Source organism: Actinoalloteichus caeruleus (genome assembly GCF_049311605.1).
Classification (GTDB): Bacteria; Actinomycetota; Actinomycetes; order Mycobacteriales; family Pseudonocardiaceae; genus Actinoalloteichus_B; species Actinoalloteichus_B caeruleus.
In genome coordinates this window covers 2,907,185-2,933,174 of record NZ_CP186005.1, presented here as the reverse complement: position 1 = coordinate 2,933,174, position 25,990 = coordinate 2,907,185, and the positions used below count along the sequence as shown (strand labels likewise).

Below are 25,990 nucleotides of genomic sequence, written 5' to 3'. Positions count from 1 at the left end.
CGCAGGGCGGAGTCCTCCGACAAGCTCAACTCATCGCGTCCATGCGGCTCCCTCTGGCCCGCCGTCATCCTGGTTCAGCGCGCCGCGTCGTCACCACCACTTTCAGTCAACACAGAAGTCTCGAGCTCCAGCAGGATCCGCTCCTCGACAGTGCTGGCGAGCGACCGCACTGTTGGGCCGTCGAAGAATGTCCTGATCGAGACCTCCACATCGAAGTCCTCACGAATGCGGGCGATTACCCGCATGCTGACGATCGAGTTCCCTCCGAGGTGGAAGAAGTCGTCGGTGACCCCGACCTTGTCCACGCCGAGGACCTCGGCCCAGATCTCGGCCAACGCCTCCTCGGTCGGTGTCCCCGGGGCCACGTACTCCGCCTCCGGGTGGACCTCCGGAGCGGGCAGGGCGCGGCGGTCGGTCTTCCCGCTGGCCGTCACCGGCAACTCGTCCAGGACCACCCACCCCGTGGGCATCATGTACTCCGGTAACACCCGACCCGCCTGCTCCCGCACCCGATCCACCACCACCCCAGCGGTATCGGCCACCAGATAGGCCACCAACCTCGGTACCCCCGGCTGGTCCTCCCGCACCACCACCACCGCCTGCCCCACCCCGGGACACGCCCCCAGCACGGTCTCGACCTCACCCAGCTCGATCCGATAACCCCGGATCTTGACCTGGTCATCCACCCGACCGGCGAACTCCACCACCCCCGAGGCCGTCCACCGGCCCACATCCCCGCTCCGGTACACCCGAGCACCGGCCGCCCCCACCGGGTGGGCCACGAACCTCGACGCGGTCAACCCCGCCCGCCCGGCATACCCCCGGGCCAGTTGCACCCCGGACAGGTAGATCTCGCCCCACACCCCGACCGGGACCGGGCGCAACCGGTCGTCCAGGACCAGCACCCCGGTGTTGTCCACCGGCCGACCGATCGGCACCGATCCACCGGCCGCACCGTCCTTACCCCTCGCCGGTCCAGCCGGCGCTGGGTCCTGTGCTGCGGTGGCGAGGGGGCTGCCCCCGGTCGTGGTCTGGTCGGTGTCCTCCGGGGTGGGGCAGGGCCACCAGGTCACATCGATCGCGGCCTCGGTCGGCCCGTACAGGTTGACCACCGGCACCCCCGGCACCCGCCGGGCCCACCGGTCCACCACCCCCGGTGGCAGGGCCTCCCCCGAGCACAGCACCCACCGCAACCCCCCGCACCGGGCCACCCCGTCCTCAGCCACGAACGCCGCCAGCATCGAGGGCACGAAATGGGTCACCGTCACCCCCACCCGCTCGATCACCCCAGCCAGGTAGGCCGGGTCCCGCTGCCCACCCGGACGGGCCAGCACCACCCCGGCCCCGGTGATCACCGGCCAGGCCAGTTCCCACACCGACACGTCGAACCCGATCGAGGTCTTGTGCAGGACCCGGTCCCCAGTGCCCAACGGGAACGTGCGGACCATCCAGTCCAGGTGCGCCACGATCGCCTGCTGGGAGACCACCACCCCCTTCGGGCGGCCGGTGGAACCCGACGTGTACACCACATACGCCGCCTGCGCGGGGTGGACCGTGACCGGGCTGGGCTCAGACGCACGAGTGATCTCCGCGCGGGCTGGTTCACTGTCGATCACCAGCGTGTCGATGTCGGCGGGCAGGCTCCCGACCAGGTCCTCGGTCGTGATCACCAGGGCCGGGGTGCTGTCCTTGAGGACGTAGGCGATCCGCTCGGCCGGGTACTCCGGGTCCACCGGCACGTACACCCCACCCGCGGTCCACACCGCCCACACCGCGACCACCGAGTCCACCGACCGGGGCAGCACCACACCCACCCGGGACTCCACTCCCACACCCCGGGACCGCAACACCGCGGCCACCCGGGCCACCCGGGCGGTGAACTCGGCATAGGACAGCCCGGCACCGGTATCGGTGAGCACCGCTGCTGCTTCCGGGGTCCGTCCGGCCTGCCGGGCCAACAACCCCGCCAGGTCCACCACCGGTACCGGACGGTCCGTGGCGTTCCAGTCCGTGACCACCTGCTGGTACTCGGTCTCGCTCAGCAGCGGGACATCCCCTACCGGTTGACCGGGATCGGCACCGAACAGCTCCGCCGCGCGCAGCCAGTGCCCGGACCACCGGCGGATCGTGTCCACCTCGAACAGGTCCGTGCTGAACTCCACCAGTGCCCGCAACCCTCCCGTGCTGGTGGGCTCGAAGTGCCACGAGACCTCGAACTGGGCTGCTTCCCGGGGCAGGTCGCACTCGACCGCCTCCACCCCGGAGAGCACCACCGGCTGCGACGGGGTGTTCTGCAACACCACCAGGGCCTGCACCAACGGGGTCCTGCTGGTGTCCCGCTCGGGCACCAACTCCTCCACCAACCGGCTGAAAGGCACGTCCTGGTGCGCGAACGCCCCCAACACCGTCTCCCGGACCCGCGCCAGCAACGCGGCGAACGACCCACCCGGCTCGACCCGGGAACGCAGCACCACGGTGTTGACGAAGAACCCGACCACGTCCTCGACCTCGGCCCGGTCCCGGCCCGAGACCACCGTCCCCACCGCGATGTCGTCCTGCCCGGAATGCCGGGACAGCACCAGCTGGGTGATCGCGGCCAACGCCATGAACAGCGTGGCCTCCCCGTCCCGGGCCACCGAGGTCAGCCGGGACACCACTCCGGCCGGGACCTCGAAGGTGTGGACCGCACCGGCACCGGTGCGCACCGCCGGTCGGGGGTGGTCGGTGGGCAGTTCCAACACCGGCAGACCGGTCAGCTGGTTCCGCCAGTAGTCGAGGTGCCGTTCCCAGTCGGGACCGGAGGCGTTCCGCTGCTGCCACACCGCCCAGTCCACATACCGCACCGGTAGTTCGGGCAGCTGGGCGCGCTCGCCACGAACCGCCGCGGCGTACAGGGCGGAGAGGTCCCTGAGGAACACTCCCATCGACCAACCATCGGTGACGATGTGGTGCATCGTCACCGACAACACGTGCCGGTCCTCCTCCTCACGGACCAACAGGACCCGCAGCAGAGGCCCGGTAGCCAGGTCGAACGGTGTGTTCATCTCGGACCGCAGCAGTTGGTGGAGCTCGGCGGCCCGGTCCACGACCGTCGTACCCGTCAGTTCGACGAGTCGGATCGGCACGTCCCGCTGCGCGTGGATCCGCTGCTGCCCAACTCCGTCCACCGACTCGAAAGTCGTCCGCAGCGCGGTGTGCCTGATCAGAACGCCGGACAGGGCTGCTCCCAGCGCGGCCAGGTCCAGATCTCCGGACAGCCGGTAAGCGATTCCGGAGTTGTACTCGACGCTGTCCGGGGCGAACTCGTTCAGGAACCACAGCCGTTGCTGCGCGAAGGAGAGCGGAGCGGTGTCACCGCTGGTCTCCGGCACCAAGGCTGGCCCGGGAGAACCCGCCCTCTCCCCACCTGCCTCGACGTCCAGGACGGGAGCGAGTTCCGCGATGGTCGGGTGGTCGAACAGCAGCCTCGGGGACACGTCCGCCTGGATCCTGGGACGCAACCTCGCGACCACCCGCAGGCTGACAATCGAATCGCCACCGAGGTCGAAGAAGTTGTCCTCTACCCCGATCCGGTCGACTCCGAGCACGTCGCACCAGACAGCTGCGAGTGCCTCCTCGGTCCGAGTTCGCGGCGCCAGGTAGTCGAGCCGGTGTTCTGTGGTCGGCATGGGCAGGGCGGCGAGGTCCAGCTCCCCGTCCGGAGTGACGGGGAGGCTCGCCATCACCACGAACTCGGCCGGCACCACCGAGTCCGGCAGCGAGGCACGTACGTGCTCCCGGAGCTCACCGGTGTCAGGAACCTGGTCGTCGGACGGTACGACGTAAGCCACGAGCCGATCGTCCTGGTCTGGTACATCCCGCAGAGCGACCGCGGCGTCGGAGAGCGTGTGGTGCCCAGCCAGCACACGGGCGATCTCCACGGTCTCGACCGTTCCGGACCGGGTACTCGCTCGGAGGACCCCGTCTCCCGCGAACACTTCGGTCGCGGCGATCTCGGGCGTCTGGCCAGGCCTCGGCCACATCGGGATCTTGCCGGTGGTCGTCTCGTCCAACGGGGGCAGTCCAGCGAACTCCAGGTGGAGCAGAGCGGACAGGGTTCGGTCGGGGTTGGTGGCGATCTCGGACAGCGCCCAGGCGAAACGGGCCGCGACCCGCCCGGCGGTGTCCTCGGTGAACAACTCCGGGTCATAGGACAACCACGCCTCCACCCGGTCCCGGGCATACACCGTCACCGTCACCGGGTAGTTCGTCGCCTCCACCGCCTCCACACCCGACACCCGCACCCCGGATGCCGACCCCGCCTCCTGAACCGGGTAGTTCTCGAACACCACCAGGCTCTGGAACAACCCCACCCCCGCCGGCAGCTCCGACTCGATCCCGGTCAACGGCACGTAATCGAACTGGCGGGCCTCCACCTGCCGGGCCTGCACCCCCGACACCCACTCCCCCACCCGCACCCCCGGATCACACACCACCCGCACCGGCAGGGTGTTGATGAACAACCCCACCATCTCCTGCGAACCCACCACCTCAGCCGGTCGACCTGACACCGTCGCCCCGAACACCACATCCACCGTGCCGGCATGCCGGGCCAACACCAACGCCCACCCGGCCTGCACCACCGCGTTGACCGTGACCCGCTCCTGCCGGGCGAAGGAGAACACCGCCTCCGAACCCGCCGTGGTCAAAGGCACCCGGACACGGGCGGTGGACTCCGAACGGTGTGCCCGGTCAGGGGCACGGTCCCAGGGCAGGGCAGTGGGCTGGTCGAACCCGGCCAACGCCTCCCGCCAGTAGGCCCGCCCGGTGGTCTGGTCCTGCCGGGTCAACCACCGCAGGAACTCCCCGTACTGGCGGCGTCCCACCGGGACCACCGAGACGGTGTTCTCACCCGTGGTCTCGGCCAGGGCCTGGTAGGTCGCGATCAGGTCGGAGAAGAACCGGTAGATGCTCCACCCGTCGAGCAGCAGGTGGTGGAAGGTCCACACCACCCGCACCCGGCCCTCCCCCAACCCGGCCAGCAACACCCGCATCAACGGGGCCCGCTCCAGATCGAAGGCCACCCCCTGATCCCGCCGCTGGTACTCCCGCCACCGCCGGTCCTGCTCCCCACCCTCGTAACCCGACCAGTCCTCCACGGTGATCGGGACCTCAACCTCACGGTGCACCACCTGCACCGGGTCCGGCACCTCACGCCAGGCCACCGACACCCGCAACGCCTCATGAGCGTTGACCACCCGCTGCCAGGCCACCGCCACCAACCCCGGTTGATCCACCCCCTCCAGAACACAGGACAACTGCTCCAGATACGCCACCGACGCCGGATCGGCCACCGCGTGGAACAACATCCCGGCCTGCAACCCCGTCAACGGGTACAACTCGGTGACCGCACGACCGGTCCCGGCCAACCGGGTCACCGTGTCCTGGTCCAACGCCACCAACGGGAAGTCCGACGGGGACACACCCCCGGCCCCGGGCTGGCGGCAGTGAGCCACGAACCCCGACAACTCGGTGAGGAAGGACTCCGCCAGGCCATGAACGGTGTCCTCGTGGTGCAGGCCTGGGGAGTACCACCAGTCGATCTCCAACCGGCCGTTGCGGACCTGGGCCACGACCTCCAGCAGGTGAGTACGGGTTTCTCCCGGGTGGTGCTCGCCACCGGGGTTGAGCCGCCAGTCCCCGATCCACTCCTGCTCACCGGTGGTGGTGTCGAACTGGCCCAGGTAGTTCAGGCTGATCCGTGGTTCCCGGTCGGTGTCCAGCCCCGAATCCGGGCTTCCCCCTCCGGTGAGGTAGCGCAGTGCCCCGTACCCGATCCCCCGGTCGGGGACCCCACGGAGTTGTTCCTTGACCGCCAGGACATCACCGGCCCATTCCCCCCGCGGGGACAGTTCCACGGTGACCGGGTAGATCGAGGTGAACCAGCCCACGGTCCGGGACACCTCCACCCCCGGCAGGACTTCCTCCCGACCATGGCCCTCGACCGTCACCGGTACCCGGGGCCACCCGGTCCACCTCCGCACCGTCCGGGCCAGCCCGGTCAGCAGGACCTCATCGATCCTGGTCCGGTACACCCCGGGCACGTCCTGCAGCAACTCCCGGGTCGTGGTCTGGTCCAGTACCACCCGCACCCGGTCCTGGGCTCCGACCGAGTGGTCCCCCTCGGCAACGTCCACCGGAAGCCGTAGGTCCTGACTGGTGGGGATGGCCTGCCGCCAGTAGTGGAGTTGGTCGGTGAACCCCCCGGCCCGGGTGTGCTCCCGCAGGGCCTGTGCCCAGTGGGGGAACGCGGTGGTCTTCACCCCGAGGTCCACCGGTCGTCCGGTCACTGCCTGGTGGTAGGCGGTGGTCAGGTCCTCCCGCAGGATCCGCCAGGACACCCCGTCGACCAGTACGTGGTGGGCTACCCATACCACCCGCAACCGGTCCCCACCAGCACCACGGCCGAGGAGAACACGCGATAACGGGCCTCGTTGCAGGTCCAACCCTGCCTGCGCCGCGACCACCGCCCGCTGCCACATGTCATCAGCGGTGTCCTCGACCGGTAGGTCCACTACCTGGATGACCTCGTCCAGGTCCACCTCGGGCAACACCACCGGTGTCCACGCACCCGCCGTGTCCCTGCGCAGCACCATGCGCAGCGCGTCGTGGTGCTCCACCACCGCGCCCACCGCCCGCCGCACCACCACCAGATCGGTGTCCGGGGGCAGGGTGAACCCCGCGGAAAGGTTGAAATGCTCCGGGCCCACCGGGTGCGTGGTGGTGAACCACTCCAGGACCGGGGTCATCGGGAACGCCCCCGACACCCGACCCTGCTCGGCCCCCACCGTTCCGGGTTCCCCGTCAGGGGATGACAGTCCTGATGCCAGGGCAGCGATCGTCTGGCGTTGGAACAACTCCCGGGAGGTGAACACCACCCCCGCCGCTCGGGCCTTCGACACGACCTGGATGCTCAGGATCGAGTCGCCACCCAGCTCGAAGAAGTTGTCGGTCACCCCGACCCGGTCCAACCGCAGCACCTCAGCCCACACCTCGCACAACACCTTCTCGGTGTCGGTACGGGGGGCGGTGGACAAGGGGCCGTCGGCGGTCCCGGGTGCGGGGAGAGCGGCTCGGTCTACCTTGCCGTTGACCGTCAACGGCAAGGCGTCCAGGGTGACGACCGCAGCCGGAACCATGTACTCCGGCAGCACCTGGCGGGCGAAGTCCCTCAGTTCGGACGAGGACGGTTCGTCCTGCCCGTCAGTCACCGCGTACGCGACCAGCCGCCGGACACCGGGGTTGTCCTCGCGGACGATCACGGCGACTTGGGACACGGCGACGTGCTGTTCGAGTACCGCCTCGATCTCACCCGGCTCGATCCGAAATCCTCGGATCTTCACCTGGGTGTCCGCACGGCCGAGGAACTCCAGGGAACCGTTCGGAAGCCAGCGTCCCCGGTCCCCGGTCCGGTACACCCGCCCACCAGCGGCATCGAAGGGATCGGCCACGAACCGCGACGCCGTCAGACCGGGACGGTCCACGTAGCCGCGTGCCAGCCCCTCACCTGCGGCGTACACCTCGCCGACAACGCCGATCGGGGCTGGTCGCAGCATCGCATCCAGCACGTACACCCGGGTACCGGCGATCGGCGACCCGATCGGCACCGGTCCGGGGCGAGCGAGCACCTCGGCATCCACTATCTGCGTGGTGGTGAACACCGTGTTCTCCGTGGGCCCGTACCCGTTGACCAACCGCACCCCCGGCGCCGCCTCCACCAACCGCCGGCAGTGCGCCGCGGAGAGCACGTCGCCCCCCGCGAGCAGGTAGCGAAGCCCGGACAGCGCCGCCACGTCGATGTCCACGACCTCGTGGAACAGGCCAGCCGTCAACCAGAGGCCTGTGACCTTGCGTTCGTTGAGGAAATCCCGGAGTTCGGGCACCGAGAGCACGCCCGGTGGCGGCACCGCCAGGGCGGCCCCGTTCAGCAGCGCACCCCAGATTTCCAGGGTCGCCGCGTCGAAGGACATCGAGGCCAGTTGGGCGACGACGTCGCCTGGTCCCACCGGCAGGTGGTCCGACCGCCACGCCACGCGCACGACAGCGCGGTGCGGCACCTCGACCCCCTTGGGAAGTCCGGTGGAGCCGGACGTGTAGATCACGTAGGCGGCACTGTCCGGCGATACCGACAGCGGTGGCGCGGAGCCATCCTGCTGACCGAGCGCGCGCTCGGTCTCCGGGTCGTCGACGAGGACGACGCCACAGTCCTCAGGCAGGCGCGGCGCCAGTGCGGTCTGGGAAACGACGGTTCCGATGCCGCTGTCGGAGAGCATGAACCGGATTCGCTCGGTCGGGTACCGGGAATCGAGGGGGACGTAGGCCGCTCCGGCCTTGAGGACGGCCAGCAACGCGACGACGGATTCGGGCGCCCTCGACACGCACACACCGACCCTGGTTCCTCCGCCGACCCCGTGCGCGGTGCGCAGGTGGCGGGCGAGCTGGTTCGCCCGCCTGTCCAGTTCGGCATAGCTCAGCCGCCGGTCGTCCCACACCACGGCATCCGATCGTGGGTGCGCGCGGACAGCACGGGAGAACAGGTCGAGGACGGTGGTGTTCCGTGTCTCGGGTCGTGTGGTGTCGTTCCAGTCGTGCAGCAGCTGCCGTCGTTCGTCGTCCTCCAGCAGGGACACGTCGGCCAGGTCGCGGTGCGGGTTGGCGGTGAGTTCCCCGGCGAGGACGACCCAGTGCCGCGCCAACCGCTCCACCGTGCCCGCGTCGAACAGATCCGTGTTGTACTCCACCTCCACCCACAACCCACCCGGACGCTCCCAGAACTCGAACGTCACCTCGAACCGAGCCGACTCCCGAGCCAGCGGAACCCGCTCCACCCCCAACCCCGGGAAATCACCCCACTCGCCCACCGAGTTCTGCAACACCACCATCACCTGCGCCAACGGAGACCGCGACGCGTCCCGCTCCCCCACCACCGCGTCCACCACCCGGTCGAACGGCACATCCTGGTGCGCGAACGCCTCCAACACCGTCTCCCGGACCCGCCCCAACAACGACGCGAACGAATCCTCACGGCCGATCCGCGACCGCAACACCAGCGTGTTGACCAGGAAACCGATGAGGTTCTGCAGCTCGGGACGCCCTCGTCCCGACGTCACTGTCCCCACCGCGACATCGTCCTGCCCGGTGTGGCGGGACAGCAGCACCTGGGTGACGGCGGTCAGCGCCATGAACAGGCTGACCCCGTGTCGGGTACTCGCGGTGCGCAGTGTGTGGACGACGTCGGCGGGCACGTCGAAGGTGTGCACGGCCCCTGCGGTGGTCCGCACGGCAGGGCGGGGTCGGTCGGTGGGTAGGTCGAGAGGTTCGAGCCCGGCGAGCTGCGCCCTCCAGTAGTGCAACTGGTTCGTCCAGGCCTGGCTGTCCGCCCGGGTTCGCTGCCAGTCCGCGTAGTCGAGGTAACGGACGGATGGCGTTGCCAGCTTCGCGTCCGTCCCTCCGAGTCCGGCCGTGTAGAGCTCGGCGAGTTCCCTGATGAGGAGGCCCACCGACCACCCGTCGGTGATGATGTGGTGCATCGACCAGATCAGCACGTGGAGGTTCGTGTCCTCCTGCACGAGGACGATCCGGCTCAGCGGCCCTGTGCGCAGGTTGAACGGGGTCGCGGCTTCCGCGCGGAGAACCTCGTCCAGCGCCGCACCACGTCCTGCGGCGGGCCGGTCCCGCAGGTCGATGTGGGTGGTGGGAGGCGGAGCGGCGGGGCTCACGGTCTGCGTCGCGTTCCCGTCCACGAGGTGGAAAGTGGTGCGCAGGGACTCGTGCCGGGCGACGAGGGCCGCCAGTGCGGAGTTCAGCGCGTCGAGTCGCAGCTCGCCCGTCAGCCGGAGGGCGATGCCGGTGTTGTACTCGACACCCTCTGGGGCGAATTCCTGGAGGAACCAGAGCCGTTGCTGCGCGAAGGACAGCGGGCCGGTGTCCCGGAGGCCCCGGCTCATGACGGCCCGCACGTCACCACCGGCCCGAGCGCTCTCGGCGGCGACCGCGGCGGCGAGGCCGGTGATGGTGCGCTCGTCGAAGAGGACGCGGGGGGAGAGTTCTGCTCCGAGGACCTCACGGAGGCGGCTCAGGACGCGCAGACCGCTGATGGAGTTGCCGCCGAGTTCGAAGAAGTCGTCCTCCACACCGACCCGTTCCACGCCGAGCACGTCCTGCCACACGGAGCACAGCTGCTGTTCGGTGTCGGTCCGGGGCGGTACGTAGCGCCGGAGGGTGTCGGTGGTCGGTGCGGGGAGGGCTGCTCTGTCGAGTTTGCCGTTGACGGTGAGGGGGAGCTGGTCGAGCACCACGAACGCCGCCGGCACCATGTGCTCCGGCAGCACCTCCCGCGCGGTCTCCCGCACCGACCCCACCAACTGCCCCGGGTTCCACCACCACACCGCCCGACCACCAGGCCCCACCCCAGGATCAGCACCACCAGCAGTGGCGGGTTCGACGGGCGTGGCGGGTTCGGTGGACCACCCCGGCCGAGTCGCGTACACCATGTACAAGCCCGTGTCGGCCACATCCGGCGCGTGGTCCACCACCACGGTGAACCCCACCGACTCCAACAGACCCCGCACCCCCGCCAACCGGCCCTGCGCGTCATGCACCTCCGCGACCACCTGACCGATCCGCGGCCAGTGCTCGTCCCGAACCCCCCGCAACACGTCCAACTCGCTCTTCTCCACATCCACCTTGACCAGGTCCACCCGCGCCAACCCCCGCGCGTCGATCACCTCCGAGATCGTGGTCAACTCCGCCCGCACCCGCTGGCTGGCCAACCGGTGGGACAACAGCTGCCCCAGACCCTGGTCACCGCCGACCTCCTCGTGCTCGTTGCGCACGAACTGTTCCAGCACCTGCCGTTCCTCGTCCTGGTCGGCGAACCGACCGGACATGATCGACATCTCCGGGTAGTAGGTGAACTCCGCCACCCCCGGTTCCGAAGCCACCCCGCATTCCGAGAGCACCGTGTCCGCCCCGTGCAGGGCGGTGTTGAGCCGGTACAACCGGGCCAGCTCCGGGATCGGTTCGAAGGCGTACACGCGGGCGTCGGGCACCTGGTGGGTGACGAACAGGGAGAACAACCCGACATGTCCGCCCACGTCGATGACCACCGCCCCCGGGTCGAGGTGGATCCCGCCGCGGACGTACTCGGTGTTGGCGAAGATCTCCTGGTAGAGGAAGGCGATGTTGGAGCGGTTGCGGCCCAGGACCAGCATGCCGTTGGGCAGTTCGTGGAGTTCGGCTCCGGTGGCGGCCAGTTCCCCGGTGGCGGCCAGTCGGGTGTAGCGGGCGACGGGGGCGGCGGTGGTGGTGTCGGGGGTGAGGTAGGCGACCAGGCGTTTGTCGCCGGGGGTGTCCTCCCGGACCACCACCACCGCCTGCGCCACTCCCGGGTGCTCTCCCAACCGGGCGGCGACCTCCCCCGGCTCGATCCGGAACCCCCGCACCTTCACCTGCTCATCCGCCCGACCCACGTACGACAGGCGCCCCTGACCATCCACCCGGGCCAAGTCCCCAGTCCGGTACATCCGCCGGCCATCCCCAGCGAACGGATCGGCCACGAACCGCGACGCCGTCAACCCCGCACGACCCGCATACCCCTGCGCCACCCCCGCACCCGCCACGTACATCTCCCCCACCACCCCCGGAGGAACCGGACGCAACCCACCGGCACGGTCCAGCACGTACACCCGCCACCCCGGCACCGCGTGCCCGATCACCCCAGCCGACCCCTCGACCAGATCGACCTCCGCACCGTTCTCCCCCTTCCCGGTCGGGTTGAGGGGGTGCGCGGTGACATGCACCGTGGTCTCGGTGATCCCGTACATGTTCACCAACACCGGTGTGTCCGGGTGCCGGGCCAACCACGGCCGCACCCGGGACACCTCCAACGCCTCCCCACCAAAGACCACCCACCGCAGGCACAACTCCCGCCCCAACCCGGGGTTCTCCGCCTCGGCCCGCACGAACTGCTCGAACGCCGAGGGTGTCTGGTTGAGCACCGTCACCCGCTGGGCCACCACCAGCTCCAGGAACTCCCCCGGACTGCGGGACACCTCCCAGGGCACCACCACCAACCGGCCCCCGAACGCCAACGCGCCCCACATCTCCCACACCGAGAAGTCGAAGGCCACCGAGTGGAACAACGTCCACACGTCCCCGGCGTCGAAGCCGTACCGGTCCTGGGTCCCGGTCAGCAGTGACACCACGCCGCGGTGCGGTACCGCCACGCCCTTCGGCCGTCCGGTCGACCCGGACGTGTAGATCACGTAGGCGACACTGTCGGGAGAAACCCGGCCGCCCCGCTCCTCGTCGCTGAGGTCGCCGTCGGGGAAGGAGGCGATTGCCGCCGTTTCCTCGTCGATTCGCAACACGGATACAGCACTGGGAAGACTCGGCACCGTCTCCGAGGTCCCGATCGCCAGACGGATTCCCGCATCGTCCATTGTGTACCGCAGCCTGTCAGCGGGATAGCGCGGATCCATCGGCACATAGCTCGCACCTGTCTTGAGGACACCGACGAGCGCGACGACCAGATCCACCGACCTGTCCAGGCACAGCCCCACCCGGTCTCCAGGGCGGATTCCCCTTGCCAGTACCGCCCGGGCCACCTGGTTGGCCCGGGAATTCAGCTCGGAGTAGGAAATCGAGTCCGCCTCGGAGGTCACCGCCGTCGACAGAGGACTCATCGCCGCCCGCCGTTCGAGGAGGTGGTGCAGGCAGTCGGAAGGGCGCACCGAGGAACGCCCGGGTTCTGGCTGGTCACCACCCTGGTCAGCCCGCTCGTTTCCGCCCGTCGACGTCGTCACCATGCGGTCCGTTCCCCTCAGGTACTCACAGTTGGCCGGCCAGGACAAGTGGCTGCTATGTCACTTCCGCACCCATCGGCAACGCCCCCGTACCGACGACAGCCCCCACATCGGACTCATCCTGGTCACCCCGCTGTACCCTCACCACCGCTTTCGGTCGTCACGGAACTCTCGAGTTCCAGCAGGACCTCCTCCTCCACCATGACGGCGAGGCTGGCGACAGTCGGCCCTGCGAAGAAGGCACGAGGTGAGATGGTCACACCGAAAGTCGTCCTGACTCGGGAAAGGACCTGAATGCACTGGATGGAGTTTCCACCAAGACGGAAGAAGTCGTCCTCCGCACCCACCTTGTCGACTCCGAGGACTTCCGACCAGTGCAGGGCGATGATCTCCTCGACCTCATTGCGGGGAGCGATGTAGGAGGCACTCTCCTCGAGAACGGGTGCGGGCAGGGCGCGGCGGTCGGTCTTCCCGCTGGCCGTCACCGGCAACTCGTCCAGGACCACCCACCCCGTGGGCATCATGTACTCCGGTAACACCCGACCCGCCTGCTCCCGCACCCGATCCACCACCACCCCAGCGGTATCGGCCACCAGATAGGCCACCAACCTCGGTACCCCCGGCTGGTCCTCCCGCACCACCACCACCGCCTGCCCCACCCCGGGACACGCCCCCAGCACGGTCTCGACCTCACCCAGCTCGATCCGATAACCCCGGATCTTGACCTGGTCATCCACCCGACCGGCGAACTCCACCACCCCCGAGGCCGTCCACCGGCCCACATCCCCGCTCCGGTACACCCGAGCACCGGCCGCCCCCACCGGGTGGGCCACGAACCTCGACGCGGTCAACCCCGCCCGCCCGGCATACCCCCGGGCCAGTTGCACCCCGGACAGGTAGATCTCGCCCCACACCCCGACCGGGACCGGGCGCAACCGGTCGTCCAGGACCAGCACCCCGGTGTTGTCCACCGGCCGACCGATCGGCACCGATCCACCGGCCGCACCGTCCTTACCCCTCGCCGGTCCAGCCGGCGCTGGGTCCTGTGCTGCGGTGGCGAGGGGGCTGCCCCCGGTCGTGGTCTGGTCGGTGTCCTCCGGGGTGGGGCAGGGCCACCAGGTCACATCGATCGCGGCCTCGGTCGGCCCGTACAGGTTGACCACCGGCACCCCCGGCACCCGCCGGGCCCACCGGTCCACCACCCCCGGTGGCAGGGCCTCCCCCGAGCACAGCACCCACCGCAACCCCCCGCACCGGGCCACCCCGTCCTCAGCCACGAACGCCGCCAGCATCGAGGGCACGAAATGGGTCACCGTCACCCCCACCCGCTCGATCACCCCAGCCAGGTAGGCCGGGTCCCGCTGCCCACCCGGACGGGCCAGCACCACCCCGGCCCCGGTGATCACCGGCCAGGCCAGTTCCCACACCGACACGTCGAACCCGATCGAGGTCTTGTGCAGGACCCGGTCCCCAGTGCCCAACGGGAACGTGCGGACCATCCAGTCCAGGTGCGCCACGATCGCCTGCTGGGAGACCACCACCCCCTTCGGGCGGCCGGTGGAACCCGACGTGTACACCACATACGCCGCCTGCGCGGGGTGGACCGTGACCGGGCTGGGCTCAGACGCACGAGTGATCTCCGCGCGGGCTGGTTCACTGTCGATCACCAGCGTGTCGATGTCGGCGGGCAGGCTCCCGACCAGGTCCTCGGTCGTGATCACCAGGGCCGGGGTGCTGTCCTTGAGGACGTAGGCGATCCGCTCGGCCGGGTACTCCGGGTCCACCGGCACGTACACCCCACCCGCGGTCCACACCGCCCACACCGCGACCACCGAGTCCACCGACCGGGGCAGCACCACACCCACCCGGGACTCCACTCCCACACCCCGGGACCGCAACACCGCGGCCACCCGGGCCACCCGGGCGGTGAACTCGGCATAGGACAGCCCGGCACCGGTATCGGTGAGCACCGCTGCTGCTTCCGGGGTCCGTCCGGCCTGCCGGGCCAACAACCCCGCCAGGTCCACCACCGGTACCGGACGGTCCGTGGCGTTCCAGTCCGTGACCACCTGCTGGTACTCGGTCTCGCTCAGCAGCGGGACATCCCCTACCGGTTGACCGGGATCGGCACCGAACAGCTCCGCCGCGCGCAGCCAGTGCCCGGACCACCGGCGGATCGTGTCCACCTCGAACAGGTCCGTGCTGAACTCCACCAGTGCCCGCAACCCTCCCGTGCTGGTGGGCTCGAAGTGCCACGAGACCTCGAACTGGGCTGCTTCCCGGGGCAGGTCGCACTCGACCGCCTCCACCCCGGAGAGCACCACCGGCTGCGACGGGGTGTTCTGCAACACCACCAGGGCCTGCACCAACGGGGTCCTGCTGGTGTCCCGCTCGGGCACCAACTCCTCCACCAACCGGCTGAAAGGCACGTCCTGGTGCGCGAACGCCCCCAACACCGTCTCCCGGACCCGCGCCAGCAACGCGGCGAACGACCCACCCGGCTCGACCCGGGAACGCAGCACCACGGTGTTGACGAAGAACCCGACCACGTCCTCGACCTCGGCCCGGTCCCGGCCCGAGACCACCGTCCCCACCGCGATGTCGTCCTGCCCGGAATGCCGGGACAGCACCAGCTGGGTGATCGCGGCCAACGCCATGAACAGCGTGGCCTCCCCGTCCCGGGCCACCGAGGTCAGCCGGGACACCACTCCGGCCGGGACCTCGAAGGTGTGGACCGCACCGGCACCGGTGCGCACCGCCGGTCGGGGGTGGTCGGTGGGCAGTTCCAACACCGGGAGCCCAGCGAGCCTCTCCCGCCAGTAATCCACCTGGTCTCGCAGGAGGTCTCCGGACACGCGCCGCCGCTGCCAGGCCGCCCAGTCGGCATAGCGGACGGGCAGGCTCGGCATCACTGCTCGGTGGCCCCGGGACGCTGCGCCGTACAGCACACCGAGGTCCCGGACCAACACGCCTGCGGACCAGCCATCGGTGACGATGTGGTGCATCGTCACCACCAACACGTGCTGGCCCGCGACCTCACGAACCAGCAACGCCCGCAGCAGCGGTCCCGACGCCAGGTCGAACGGTCGCGTCACCGCCGTGGACAACACGTCGTGCAGCGTGGCCGGTCGCTCCGACTCCGGTGTTCCGGACAGGTCGACCGTCCGGAGTCCCACGACCTCGTCGGTGGTGATCCGCTGTACGGCGTGCCCGTCGACCGTGGGGAACGTCGTGCGCAGGGCCTCATGACGTTGGAGCAGCGCGCAGAGCGCGTCCTCCAGCGCGGCGGTGTCGAGGTGTCCTGACATCCGCAGCGCGAAGCCCGTGTTGTACTCGGTGCCGCCCGGGGAGAACTCCTCCAGGAACCACAGCCGTTCCTGCCCGAAGGACAACGGCATGCTTCCGGCTCCCTGATCGGTGATCGGGAGGAGGTCCGAGCCTGGCTCGTCAGCCGACGCCTGGTGTGTCCCGACCTCCTGGCGTTCGTCGAGCTCGGCTGCCAGCGCCGCTACCGTCGGTCGGTCGAAGACGATCAGCGGAGACAGCTCGACGCCGAGACGTGCGCGGATCCGGGCGGCCGCACGCATGCTCGTGATGGAGTCCCCTCCCAACCGGAAGAAGTCGTCCTCGACTCCTACCCTGGGCAGCCCCAGCGCCTCCGCCCACACCTCCGCCAGCAGCCGTTCGGTGGCGGTCCGCGGCTCGGTGATCGGGTCGGTGCCGTCGGCAGGTCGGGGCAGCGCCCTCCGATCGAGCTTCCCGCTCGGTGTCAGCGGTGGCTCCGGGAGTGCGACGACGACCGCTGGCACCAGGTACTCGGGTAGCAGGCGCCGCAGGAAGGTACGGAGTTCGAGGTCATCGGGTGGTTCCGCACCCCTCGCGGTGACCACGTAGGCCGTGAGTCGTTCGGCAGCGGTCGCGGTCGCCGGGCTGACGAGGACCGCGGCCTGGGCGATCGAGGGATGTCCGGTGAGCACTGTCTCGATCTCGGCGGGCTCGACTCTGCGCCCCCGGAGTTTCACCTGGTCATCGACTCGTCCGAGGATCAGCAGCCTCCCGTCGGGCAGCCACCGCGCCAGGTCGCCGGTCCGGTACATCCGGTCCCCGGCGGTTCCCCACGGGTCGGCGACGAAACGCTCCGCCGTCAAGGTGGGCGAGGTGTAGCCCCGTGCGACCTGCGCTCCGGCCAGGTACAGCTCACCGCTGACTCCAACGGGAAGTGCCCGCAGCTCCCGGTCCACGACATAGGCCCGGACGTTGTGCGCCGGAGCCCCGATGGCAACGCTGGACGACCCGGTGTCCTCAGGCCGGTAGGTGCCGGCGCTGACCTGCACAGTGGTCTCGCTCGGCCCGTAGACGTTCACGACGGACTCGGCACCGAGTTCGAGGGCACGGTCCGCGAGTTCAGCGGTCAGCACTTCCCCACCAACGAAGAGCTCGCGCACACCGGAGAGGGGTTTCTGGTCGCCGGCCGCCACCGCGAGCTCACGGAGCAGGGTCGGTACCAGTTGGAGGACGGTGATGCCGTCCTCCCTGATCCTCGTCCGGAGCTCTACCGGGTCCAGGGAGATGTCGGGTTCGGCGAGCCTCAGCACGGCGCCCGTGACCAGTGGCAACCACAGTTCCCACTGGGCGGCGTCGAATGTCGCGGAAGTCCTCGCCAGGACACGGTCCGTGTCGAGGTGTCCCGGTCGGTCCCTCATCCAGCTGAGGAGGTTCACCAACGCGCGATCGGTGACCACGACGCCCTTCGGGCGTCCGGTGGAACCGGAGGTGTGTATCAGGTATGCGGGATGGTCCGGGTGCCGTCGGACGTCCGGCTCGGCGGTCGGAAGGGCTGTGTCGAACCGCTGCGGGTGGTCGTCGAGCACGAGAACGTCGCACCCGGCCCCGGGAATCCGGTTCGCGAGTTCCCGTTCGGTGATCACCAGGTCCAGTCGGCTGCCCACCACCATGCTCCTCAGCCGAGCTGGGGGTTGTTCCGAGCCGAGCGGGACGTAGGCTCCGCCTGCCCGCAGGATCGCGAGGAACGTCACGGGTAGCGCCGTCGTACGGTTGAGGAGCACACCGATCCGGTGCTCCGCCCTCACACCGCGCTCGCTGAGGTGGTGTGCGAGCCGGTTGGCCCGAGCCGACAGCTCTCCGTAGGTGAGGCGACCGTCGGAGGCGATGACGGCGAGCTGGTCAGGCGTGCGGAGGCACTGCTCGTTGACCAGTTGGTCAACGGTCATGGAGGGCACGGGACGGGCGGTGTCGTTCCACCGGTCCAGATCCCGTACCTCCGATGCGGTCGCGATGCCGAGTTGGCCGAGTGGTCGGTCGGGGTTGGTGGCGATCTCGGACAGCGCCCAGGCGAAACGGGCCGCGACCCGCCCGGCGGTGTCCTCGGTGAACAACTCCGGGTCATAGGACAACCACGCCTCCACCCGGTCCCGGGCATACACCGTCACCGTCACCGGGTAGTTCGTCGCCTCCACCGCCTCCACACCCGACACCCGCACCCCGGATGCCGACCCCGCCTCCTGAACCGGGTAGTTCTCGAACACCACCAGGCTCTGGAACAACCCCACCCCCGCCGGCAGCTCCGACTCGATCCCGGTCAACGGCACGTAATCGAACTGGCGGGCCTCCACCTGCCGGGCCTGCACCCCCGACACCCACTCCCCCACCCGCACCCCCGGATCACACACCACCCGCACCGGCAGGGTGTTGATGAACAACCCCACCATCTCCTGCGAACCCACCACCTCAGCCGGTCGACCTGACACCGTCGCCCCGAACACCACATCCACCGTGCCGGCATGCCGGGCCAACACCAACGCCCACCCGGCCTGCACCACCGCGTTGACCGTGACCCGCTCCTGCCGGGCGAAGGAGAACACCGCCTCCGAACCCGCCGTGGTCAAAGGCACCCGGACACGGGCGGTGGACTCCGAACGGTGTGCCCGGTCAGGGGCACGGTCCCAGGGCAGGGCAGTGGGCTGGTCGAACCCGGCCAACGCCTCCCGCCAGTAGGCCCGCCCGGTGGTCTGGTCCTGCCGGGTCAACCACCGCAGGAACTCCCCGTACTGGCGGCGTCCCACCGGGCTCCGGCTCAGCGCCGGGTCAAACCGCGGCCGGGGCCGATCCCCAGTCTCCCCATGACGAAGCGCGTCGTACTCGTGGAAGACGTCATCGAGGAAGGTCGTGGTGCTCCACCCGTCGAGCAGCAGGTGGTGGAAGGTCCACACCACCCGCACCCGGCCCTCCCCCAACCCGGCCAGCAACACCCGCATCAACGGGGCCCGCTCCAGATCGAAGGCCACCCCCTGATCCCGCCGCTGGTACTCCCGCCACCGCCGGTCCTGCTCCCCACCCTCGTAACCCGACCAGTCCTCCACGGTGATCGGGACCTCAACCTCACGGTGCACCACCTGCACCGGGTCCGGCACCTCACGCCAGGCCACCGACACCCGCAACGCCTCATGAGCGTTGACCACCCGCTGCCAGGCCACCGCCACCAACCCCGGTTGATCCACCCCCTCCAGAACACAGGACAACTGCTCCAGATACGCCACCGACGCCGGATCGGCCACCGCGTGGAACAACATCCCGGCCTGCAACCCCGTCAACGGGTACAACTCGGTGACCGCACGACCGGTCCCGGCCAACCGGGTCACCGTGTCCTGGTCCAACGCCACCAACGGGAAGTCCGACGGGGACACACCCCCGGCCCCGGGCTGGCGGCAGTGAGCCACGAACCCCGACAACTCGGTGAGGAAGGACTCCGCCAGGCCATGAACGGTGTCCTCGTGGTGCAGGCCTGGGGAGTACCACCAGTCGATCTCCAACCGGCCGTTGCGGACCTGGGCCACGACCTCCAGCAGGTGAGTACGGGTTTCTCCCGGGTGGTGCTCGCCACCGGGGTTGAGCCGCCAGTCCCCGATCCACTCCTGCTCACCGGTGGTGGTGTCGAACTGGCCCAGGTAGTTCAGGCTGATCCGTGGTTCCCGGTCGGTGTCCAGCCCCGAATCCGGGCTTCCCCCTCCGGTGAGGTAGCGCAGTGCCCCGTACCCGATCCCCCGGTCGGGGACCCCACGGAGTTGTTCCTTGACCGCCAGGACATCACCGGCCCATTCCCCCCGCGGGGACAGTTCCACGGTGACCGGGTAGATCGAGGTGAACCAGCCCACGGTCCGGGACACCTCCACCCCCGGCAGGACTTCCTCCCGACCATGGCCCTCGACCGTCACCGGTACCCGGGGCCACCCGGTCCACCTCCGCACCGTCCGGGCCAGCCCGGTCAGCAGGACCTCATCGATCCTGGTCCGGTACACCCCGGGCACGTCCTGCAGCAACTCCCGGGTCGTGGTCTGGTCCAGTACCACCCGCACCCGGTCCTGGGCTCCGACCGAGTGGTCCCCCTCGGCAACGTCCACCGGAAGCCGTAGGTCCTGACTGGTGGGGATGGCCTGCCGCCAGTAGTGGAGTTGGTCGGTGAACCCCCCGGCCCGGGTGTGCTCCCGCAGGGCCTGTGCCCAGTGGGGGAACGCGGTGGTCTTCACCCCGAGGTCCACCGGTCGTCCGGTCACTGCCTGGTGGTAGGCGGTGGTCAGGTCCTCCCGCAGGATCCGCCAGGACACCCCGTCGACCAGTACGTGGTGGGCTACCCATACCACCCGCAACCGGTCCCCACCAGCACCACGGCCGAGGAGAACACGCGATAACGGGCCTCGTTGCAGGTCCAACCCTGCCTGCGCCGCGACCACCGCCCGCTGCCACATGTCATCAGCGGTGTCCTCGACCGGTAGGTCCACTACCTGGATGACCTCGTCCAGGTCCACCTCGGGCAACACCACCGGTGTCCACGCACCCGCCGTGTCCCTGCGCAGCACCATGCGCAGCGCGTCGTGGTGCTCCACCACCGCGCCCACCGCCCGCCGCACCACCACCAGATCGGTGTCCGGGGGCAGGGTGAACCCCGCGGAAAGGTTGAAATGCTCCGGGCCCACCGGGTGCGTGGTGGTGAACCACTCCAGGACCGGGGTCATCGGGAACGCCCCCGACACCCGACCCTGCTCGGCCCCCACCGTTCCGGGTTCCCCGTCAGGGGATGACAGTCCTGATGCCAGGGCAGCGATCGTCTGGCGTTGGAACAACTCCCGGGAGGTGAACACCACCCCCGCCGCTCGGGCCTTCGACACGACCTGGATGCTCAGGATCGAGTCGCCACCCAGCTCGAAGAAGTTGTCGGTCACCCCGACCCGGTCCAACCGCAGCACCTCAGCCCACACCTCGCACAACACCTTTTCGGTGTCCGTGCGCGGTGCGACATGACGGTCAGCGGACTGGAACTCCGGGGCTGGTAACGCCGCCCGGTCGACCTTCCCGTTACCCGTCAGGGGCAAGGCCTCGAGCACCACCACCGCCGCCGGCACCAGGTACTCCGGCAGGAACCGGCGCAGAGCGTCCCGCAACACCTCCGGAGCGGGCACGGCCCCGTCCTCCGGCACCACGTAACCCACCAGGCGCCGCGCTCCCGGGGTGTCCTCCCGGACCACCACCACCGCCCGCGCCACACCCCGCTGCCCCACCAACGCGGCCTCGACCTCACCCGGCTCGATGCGGAACCCCCGCACCTTCACCTGATCATCCACCCGCCCCACGAACTCGAGAACCCCGTCCGGCAACCACCGCACCCGATCCCCCGTCCGGTACACCCGACCACCAGCGGCATCGAAGGGATCAGCCACGAACCGCGACGCCGTCAACCCCGGACGATCCACATACCCATGCCCCAGACCCGCACCCGAGGTGTAGAGCTCCCCCGGCACCCCCACCGGCACCGGACGCAACCACCGGTCCAACACCACCACCCCGGACCCCGCCACCGGCGACCCGATCGGCACCGAACCCCGCCCCCGCACAACGGAGGCACCCACCACCTGAACAGTGGTGAACACCGTGTTCTCCGTGGGCCCGTACCCGTTGACCAACCGCACCCCCGGTACCGCCTCCACCACCCGCCGGCAGTGCGACGGAGACAGCACGTCACCCCCGGCCAGCAGGTACCGCACCCCCGACAACACCGCCACATCAGTGTCGACGACCTCGTGGAACAACCCCGCCGTCAACCACAACCCCGTCACCGCGTACTCACCCAGGAACTCACCCAGTTCGGGTACCGACAACACCCCGGGCCGGGGCACCGCCACCGCCGCCCCGTTGAGCAACGCTCCCCAGATCTCCAAAGTGGCCGCGTCGAAGGACAACGACGCCAGTTGGGCGACAACATCCCCCGGCCCCACCGGCAGGTGATCCGGCTCCCACGCCACCCGCACCACAGCCCGGTGCGGTACCACCACTCCCTTCGGAGTACCGGTGGAGCCGGACGTGTAGATCACATACGCCGGCATGTCACCCGAGACCGGCGCCGGAGCTGGCGAGGCGACGGACCGTGCTACCTGCTCCACCGTCGCCGGGTCGTCCACCACCACCGTCGCCAGGCCCGCCGGGACCCGGTCGGCCAACTCGGCGGTGGTCACCACCACCCCGGCCCCACTGTCGGTGAGCAGGAACTCCACCCGCGCCGCCGGGTACCCCGGATCCACCGGAACGTAGGCACCACCCGCCCGGAGCACGGCCAACAGCACGCACACCGCATCCGGACCCCGCTCCAACAACACCCCCACCCGGGAACCGGCCACCACACCCCGCGACACCAGGTATCCGGCCAACCGGGCCGACCGGGCATCGATCTCCCGGTAGGACCACGACACCCCTTCCCCCACCACCGCCGCCGCGTCCGGGCACTCGACCACCCGCGCGGCGAACACCCCGGTGACCGTCTGCACCGGCAGCACCCGGTCGGGGGTGTTCCATTCCGCCACCAGATCCCGCTCAGCGGGGTCGGTCACCGCCACCTCGACCAACCGGCGCTCCGGCTCCGCGGTCACCGCCTCGGCCAGCCGCACCCAGTCCCGGGCCCACCGCTCCACCGTGCCGGCATCGAACAGGTCGGTGTTGTACTCCAGCTCCACCACCAACCCCTCCGCGTCCGGCCAGAACTCGAAGGTCACCTCGAACCGCGAGGACGCCCGGTCCAACACCACCCGTCGCGCCGGCATCCCCCCGAACTCGGCCACCTCACCCACCGCGTTCTGCAACACCACCATCACCTGCGCCAACGGCGGCCGGGACGCGTCCCGCACCCCACCCACGGCGTCGACCACCCGGTCGAAGGGCACGTCCTGGTGGGAGAACGCCCTCAGCACCGTCTCCCGGACCCGCGCCAGAAACACCTCGGCGGACTCGGACAGATCCACCCGGGACCGCAGCACCAGGGTGTTGACGAAGAACCCGACCAGCCCTTCCAGCTCGGTGCGGTCCCTACCCGAGACCACCGTGCCCACCGCGATGTCGTCCTGCCCGCTGTGCTGGGCCAGCACCAGCTGGGTAATCGCGGTCAGGGTCATGAACAGGCTCGCCCCACCCGAGGCGCCCCACCGTGTCAACCGGTCCACCACCGCGGGCGGGACCCGCAGGACGTGCACCGCGCCCACCGAACTGCGCACCACCGGTCGGGCACGGTCGGTGGGCAGTTCCAGCACCGGAACCCCGGCCAGCTGCTCCCGCCAGTAGTCGAGCTGTTCCTCCCAACCGGCCTTCTCGGTCTGGTCCCGCTGCCAGGCTGCCCAGTCCCGGTAGGACACCGGTAGCGCGGGTAGTTCCACCGGGGCACCGGCCAGCTCGGCGGTGTAGTACTGGTCCAGCTCCCGGACCAGCACACCCATCGACCACCCGTCCGTCACGATGTGGTGCATGACCAGTGCGAGGACTTCGGACTCGTCGCTCTCGCGGATCAGGAGGGCTCGTACCAGGGGACCAACACCGAGCTCGAAGGGCTTCGAAGACTCGACTCGCAGCTCCTCGCCCAGCCGGAGATCCCGCTCAACGCCGTCAAACGAGGTCAGGTCGAGCGTCCGGAGCCCGACCGCCGCGTGCTCACGAACGCGCTGTCGGCCCACACCGCCATCGAAGTCGAAGACAGTCCGCAGCGAGTCATGGCGGTCGGCGAGGCGGCACAGCGCTGCGCGTAGCGCATCGTGCCGAACACGACCTGCCACCCGGAGTGCGATTCCGGTGTTGTACTCCACTCCCCCCGGGCTGAAGCTGTCGAGGAACCACAACCGCTGCTGAGCCGAGGAGAGCGGCGCGGCGGCCACGTCTCCTCGTGCGGGGATGACATCGTTCGTGCCGTCTGGGACGACATCGGCGCCGGCCAGGAATGCCGCCAGTCCTCGGATGGTCGGGTGGTCGAAGAGGACGCGGGACGGAAGCTCAACGGACGTGCCGGACCGCAGTCTTGCCAGCACCCGGGCACCGCTGATGGAGTCGCCGCCGATGCGGAAGAAGTCGTCGTCGACACCGATGCCCGTCGTTCCGAGCACTTCACTCCACAGTACGAGGAGGGATCGTTCGGTCTCGGTCGACGGCTCGGCGTGCTCAGCCCCGCCGTGGTACGTGGGTGCGGGCAGCGCCACGCGGTCCAGTTTCCCGTTGTGGGTTACTGGCAACTCGTCCAGGACCACCCACCCCGTGGGCATCATGTACTCCGGTAACACCCGACCCGCCTGCTCCCGCACCCGATCCACCACCACCCCAGCGGTATCGGCCACCAGATAGGCCACCAACCTCGGTACCCCCGGCTGGTCCTCCCGCACCACCACCACCGCCTGCCCCACCCCGGGACACGCCCCCAGCACGGTCTCGACCTCACCCAGCTCGATCCGATAACCCCGGATCTTGACCTGGTCATCCACCCGACCGGCGAACTCCACCACCCCCGAGGCCGTCCACCGGCCCACATCCCCGCTCCGGTACACCCGAGCACCGGCCGCCCCCACCGGGTGGGCCACGAACCTCGACGCGGTCAACCCCGCCCGCCCGGCATACCCCCGGGCCAGTTGCACCCCGGACAGGTAGATCTCGCCCCACACCCCGACCGGGACCGGGCGCAACCGGTCGTCCAGGACCAGCACCCCGGTGTTGTCCACCGGCCGACCGATCGGCACCGATGCCGACGAGGGATCCCCGGTCCCGGGATCCCGGTCACCTCCTTCCGGGGATCGCCCGTCCGGGGTGGGGCAGGGCCACCAGGTCACATCGATCGCGGCCTCGGTCGGCCCGTACAGGTTGACCACCGGCACCCCCGGCACCCGCCGGGCCCACCGGTCCACCACCCCCGGTGGCAGGGCCTCCCCCGAGCACAGCACCCACCGCAACCCCCCGCACCGGGCCACCCCGTCCTCAGCCACGAACGCCGCCAGCATCGAGGGCACGAAATGGGTCACCGTCACCCCCACCCGCTCGATCACCCCAGCCAGGTAGGCCGGGTCCCGCTGCCCACCCGGACGGGCCAGCACCACCCCGGCCCCGGTGATCACCGGCCAGGCCAGTTCCCACACCGACACGTCGAACCCGATCGAGGTCTTGTGCAGGACCCGGTCCCCAGTGCCCAACGGGAACGTGCGGACCATCCAGTCCAGGTGCGCCACGATCGCCTGCTGGGAGACCACCACCCCCTTCGGGCGGCCGGTGGAACCCGACGTGTACACCACATACGCCGCCTGCGCGGGGTGGACCGTGACCGGGCTGGGCTCAGACGCACGAGTGATCTCCGCGCGGGCTGGTTCACTGTCGATCACCAGCGTGTCGATGTCGGCGGGCAGGCTCCCGACCAGGTCCTCGGTCGTGATCACCAGGGCCGGGGTGCTGTCCTTGAGGACGTAGGCGATCCGCTCGGCCGGGTACTCCGGGTCCACCGGCACGTACACCCCACCCGCGGTCCACACCGCCCACACCGCGACCACCGAGTCCACCGACCGGGGCAGCACCACACCCACCCGGGACTCCACTCCCACACCCCGGGACCGCAACACCGCGGCCACCCGGGCCACCCGGGCGGTGAACTCGGCATAGGACAGCCCGGCACCGGTATCGGTGAGCACCGCTGCTGCTTCCGGGGTCCGTCCGGCCTGCCGGGCCAACAACCCCGCCAGGTCCGAACCAGGAACGGGATGGTCCGCACCTGCCCACCGCATCGGCAGGTTCTCGTCGGCAGCCGGCCTGATCATCAGTTTCCCCTCGGTGGCCAGGTGATCACG

General features: G+C 69.8%; 2 protein-coding genes. Both read right to left on the bottom strand.

The window, feature by feature from the left end; translation table 11 throughout:
• Nucleotides 1-74: 74 nt before the first annotated feature.
• Nucleotides 75-12,848, bottom strand: a complete 12,774-nt coding sequence (locus ACOJVX_RS12090; protein WP_422647541.1) for an amino acid adenylation domain-containing protein — start codon at nt 12,846-12,848, stop codon at nt 75-77.
• Between the two features lie 122 nt (nt 12,849-12,970).
• Complete coding sequence (locus ACOJVX_RS12085) at nt 12,971-25,960, bottom strand: amino acid adenylation domain-containing protein (RefSeq protein WP_422647540.1); 12,990 nt, start codon at nt 25,958-25,960, stop codon at nt 12,971-12,973.
• Nucleotides 25,961-25,990 lie beyond the last annotated feature (30 nt).

What these genes read in the sequence shown, in the direction of transcription:
- ACOJVX_RS12090 (WP_422647541.1), bottom strand. Translation starts at nt 12,848, where the DNA reads ATGGTGACGACGTCGACGGGCGGAAACGAGCGGGCTGACCAGGGTGGT.
- ACOJVX_RS12085 (WP_422647540.1), bottom strand. Translation starts at nt 25,960, where the DNA reads ATGATCAGGCCGGCTGCCGACGAGAACCTGCCGATGCGGTGGGCAGGT.